General features: G+C 74.2%; 2 protein-coding genes and 1 pseudogene. All 3 read left to right on the forward strand.

Features of this window, described 5'->3' with window-relative positions; genetic code table 11:
- Positions 1–98 precede the first annotated feature (98 nt).
- Positions 99–1457, forward strand: a pseudogene (locus ACZ4XX_RS19180) (GAF domain-containing sensor histidine kinase); the annotation flags it as partial.
- A 194-nt stretch (positions 1458–1651) separates the two neighbouring features.
- Positions 1652–2887 carry an MFS transporter gene (locus ACZ4XX_RS19185; RefSeq protein ID WP_468509041.1) on the forward strand — a complete coding sequence of 412 codons (1236 nt, stop codon included), beginning with the start codon at positions 1652–1654 and terminating at the stop codon, positions 2885–2887.
- Positions 2888–2946: 59 nt separating this feature from the next.
- Positions 2947–4395, forward strand: a complete 1449-nt coding sequence (locus ACZ4XX_RS19190; protein ID WP_468509042.1) for an acyl-CoA synthetase — start codon at positions 2947–2949, stop codon at positions 4393–4395.
- The last annotated feature ends 209 nt before the right edge of the window (positions 4396–4604 follow it).

The raw sequence follows: 4604 nt of genomic DNA on the forward strand, positions 1-4604 counted from the left end.
AACCAACCCCCACCACCCCCCCCCCCCCCCCCCCCCCCCCCCCCCCCCCCCTCCCCCCCCCCCCCCCCCCCCCCCCCCCCCCCCCCCCCCCCCCCCCCCCCCCCCCCCGCCGCATCACCGAGCTCTTCACCGCCGGCATGACGGACGAGGAGCGGCAGCGTGTCGGGGGCCTCCCCGACGGCCACACGGGGCTGCTCGGCGTCCTGATCGAGGACCGGCGGCCGCTGCGGATCGACGATCTGACGGCCGACCCGCGCTCCTCCGGCGTACCCGCGGGGCACCCGGAGATGCACAGCTTCCTCGGCGTCCCCATCCGGGTGCACACCGAGGTCTTCGGCAATCTGTACCTCACCGAGAAGCGCGACGGCCGCTTCACCGAGGAGGACCTCTCCCTGCTCCGGGTCCTCGCCTCGCAGGCCGGCATCGCCATCGGCAACGCCCGGCTGTACGAGACCGCACGGCAGCGGGAGCGCTGGATCGAGGGCGCGGCCGCGGTGACCACGGCCCTGCTGACCGGCGCGTCCGCCGAGAACGCGCTGACGACCGTCGCCGAGCAGGCCCGCAACCTCGCCGGCGCCTCGGCCGGAGTCGTCCTCCAGCCCACCCCCGAGGGCGGGATGGAGATCGTCGCCGCATCGACGACGGACGACCCGGGCGATCTGGTCGGGACGGCCATCGCGCCCGGCTCCCCCGTGCTCGTCCAGCTGCTCGGCGGGGAGCCCGTGTTCATCGAGGACTCGGCGACGGACCCCCGGATGACCACCCATGTCAGGTCCCGCTTCGGGCCGTCGATGATGCTGCCGCTGCAGAGCGGTGGACGGCTCATCGGCACGCTCGCCCTCCCCCGGCGGCGCGGCGACCGGCCGTACACGGCCGTCGACCGGCTCCTCGCCTCGCAGTTCGCCTCGCAGGCGGCGCTCGCGCTGGTCCTCGCCGACGCGCGCCACGACAGGGAACGGCTCGCGGTGTACGAGGACCGGGACCGGATCGCCCGCGATCTGCACGACCTGGTCGTCCAGCGCCTCTTCGCCACCGAGATGATGCTGGAGTCCACCCGGCGGCGGGCGGTCGACTCCTCCGAGGACAACGCGCTGCTCGGGCGGGCGGTGGACGAGCTGGACTCGACGATCCAGGAGGTCCGTACGACCATCTTCGCGCTCCAGCAGCCGCCGGCGGACGCCCCGACGTCCTTCCGGGGGAAGGTGCTGCGGGAGACGGGCGGGGCCGCGGTCCTGCTCGGCTTCCCGCCGTCCGTGCACTTCGCCGGAGCCGTCGACACCCTCATCGACGAGGAGTCGGCGGGCCTGCTCCTGGCCACCCTGCGCGGGGCGCTCGCGGCGGCGCACCGGCGGCCGGGGATCGGCGCGATGACCGTGGAGGTGTCGGTCGGGGACGAGGGGGCCCGGCTGCGGGTCACGGACGACGGCACTCCGCCGACGACGGTGACCTGGCCGTAGGTCCGCGTACGGGATGGTCTCCACGGACACCCTTACGGTGACGCCCGACCGGCGACACCGTGCAGCGGCACCCGTGCGCGGGCACTCGTACGCAGGCACCCGTGCGCGGGCACTCGCCCCAGGCTCCCGTGCGCAGGCACTCGTACGGAGCAGTCCCGCGCGCCGCCCACCCCGCCCCGATCTTGACTGGAGGCGTGGACACCGAGACCAAGCCCCCGACCGCGGCGGCCTACCGCAACCTGGTGACGGCCACCATCGGCTTCACGCTCACCTTCTGGGCATGGGACCTGATCGCGCCCCTCGCCAGCTGGTACGGCGACCGGCTCGAACTCAGCTCCTTCGAGCAGTCGCTGCTCGTCGCGGTCCCCGTCCTCGTCGGCTCGCTCGGCCGCATCCCCGCCGGCGCGCTGACCGACCGGTACGGCGCGAAGCTGATGTTCCCGCTGGTCTCGGCGCTGACGATCATCCCCGTCCTGCTGCTCATCGTGGTCAAGGACACCTACGGCCTGCTGCTGGTCGTCGCGTTCCTCCTCGGCCTGGGCGGCACGACGTTCGCGATCGGCATCCCGCTGGTCAACTCCTGGTTCCCGCCCGAGAAGCGCGGTCTGGCGCTCGGCGTGTTCGGCATGGGCATGGGCGGTGTGGCGCTCTCCGGCTACTTCACGCCGCGCATCGCGAAGCACGGCGAGAACCTTCCGTTCATCGTGGTGGCGATCGCGCTGGCGGCGTACGCGGTGGTCGCGACCTTCCTCATCACCGACCGGCCAGACCGGCCCGTGCCCACCGCCTCCCTGGCGACCCGGCTCGGCGCGGCGGGGCGGCTGCGGGTGACGTGGGAGCTGTCGGCGCTGTACGCGATCGGCTTCGGCGGCATCGTGGCGTTCGGCGTCTATCTGCCGACGTATCTGAAGACCTGGTACGAGCTCGACCCGACGGACGCGGGAACCAAGGCGGCCGGTTTCGCGCTGGTGACCGTCGTCTTCCGGCCGATCGGAGGCTGGCTCTCGGACCGGATCCATCCGGCGCTCGTCACGGCCGCCGCGCTCGGCGTGGTGGCGCTCCTCGCGATCGTCCAGGCCTTCGACCCGCCGCTGAACCCGGGCGGCACGATCGCCCTGCTGATCATGGCGGCCGGTCTGGGCACGGCGAGCGGTTCGGTGTTCGCGCTGGTCTCGCAGGTCACCCCGCAGGCGAAGGTGGGCAGTGTGACGGGCATCGTCGGCGCGATGGGCGGGCTGGGCGGTTTCCTGCCGCCGCTGGTGATGGGCGCGATCTACAGCGCGAAGGGCTCGTACTCGATCGGCTTCATGCTGCTGTCGGACCTGGCGCTGGCGGGCTGTGTCTACGCGTGGGGCCGCATGCGCGGAATCCGCCCGGAGGGCGAGGATCCGACGCCGGAGGCGACGAAGGTCACGGCGGGCCGTCCCTGACGGACGGCAGAATGCTCCCGGAACCCTCGATCTCGACATCGACCCGAGGAGTACGACCGGTGAGTGCGCTCTTCCCTGCCCTTGCGGCCCCTTCCGACCGGCCCGCCCTGCGCTGCGGACCGGTCACCCTGACGTACGAGGAACTGGCGCGGGCCGCCGGGGCGTCGGCGGCGCGGATCGGGGGCGCCGGGCCGGTCGCCGTCTGGGCCACGCCGACCGCGCACACGGCCGTCGCGGTCGTCGGGGCCCTGCTCGCCGGCGTGCCCGCCGTACCGCTCAATCCGCGGACGGGCGAGCGCGAGCTGGCGCACATCCTCGACGACAGCAAGCCCACGGCCGTGCTCGCCGGCGCCGAGGACGTGCTGCCCGCGGGCCTCGCCGGGCTCCCCCGGATCGTCGTGGACCTTACGGCGAGCGGCCCGCCGGTCGCCGAGGCGGCCGACGCCGAGTCCCCCGCCCTGATCGTCTACACCTCGGGCACCACCGGCCCGCCGAAGGGCGTCCTGCTGTCCCGGCGGGCGATCGCCGCCTCGCTCGACGCGCTCGCCGGGGCCTGGTCGTGGACGGCCGACGACGTTCTCGTGCACGCCCTGCCGCTGTTCCATGTGCACGGGCTGATCCTCGGGATCCTGGGGCCGCTGCGCCGGGGCGGCGAGGTCCGGCACCTGGGCGCGTTCTCGGTGGAGGGCGTGACGCGGGAGCTGGGCGGCGCGGGCGGCGGCACGATGCTGTTCGGCGTGCCGACGATGTACCACCGGCTCGCGGACGCGCTCGCCGGGGACACCGAGCTGGTCCGGGCGTTGGCCGGGGCGCGGCTCCTCGTCTCCGGGTCCGCGGCGCTCCCGGTCCACGACCACGAGCGGATCGCGACGGCGACGGGCCGGACGGTCGTGGAGCGGTACGGGATGACCGAGACGCTCATGAACACCAGTGTCCTGCCGGGCGGCGCACCGCGCCCCGGTACCGTCGGCCCCCCGCTCGTGGGCGTGGACCTGCGGCTCGTCGACGAGGACGGCTCCGTCCTGAAGGAGCTCGACGGCGAGACGGTCGGCGAGGTGCAGGTACGCGGCCCGAACCTGTTCTCCGGCTACCTCAACCGGCCCGACGCGACGGCCGCGGCCTTCGACGGCGACTGGTTCCGCACCGGCGACATGGCGGTCCGTGAGGCGGACGGCGCGGTGCGGCTCGTCGGACGCAGGGCGACCGACCTGATCAAGAGCGGCGGCTACAAGATCGGGGCGGGCGAGATCGAGAACGCGCTCCTCGACCATCCCGGGGTGCGCGAGGCGGCCGTCACCGGCGAGCCCGACCCGGATCTGGGCGAGCGGATCGTGGCCTGGGTGGTGCCGGAGGATGCGGAGCAGCCCCCGACGGCGGAGGAGCTGGGCGAGCACGTCGCGCGGCTGCTCGCCCCGCACAAGCGGCCCCGGGTGGTACGCCATCTCGAGGCCCTCCCCCGCAACGACATGGGCAAGGTCCTCAAGAAGGCTCTGACAGCGGGTGGTTGAGGGGAAGGAGGCGGACCCCTTCCCCCAGCGGGAAGGACGAGGACCCCTTCCGCAGTGAGACGGAGTCGGGCCCCTTCCCGCAGTGAGACGGAGTCGGGCCCCCTCCCGCAGTGGGACGGAATCGGGGCCCCCCCCCCCCCCCCCCGGCCGCGACCCGGAGCCACCCTTCGGGACGCCTCTCCCGGGCTGTGACCGTACGGCCCCGAGGC

This window comes from Streptomyces sp. NPDC029956 (genome assembly GCF_055574655.1).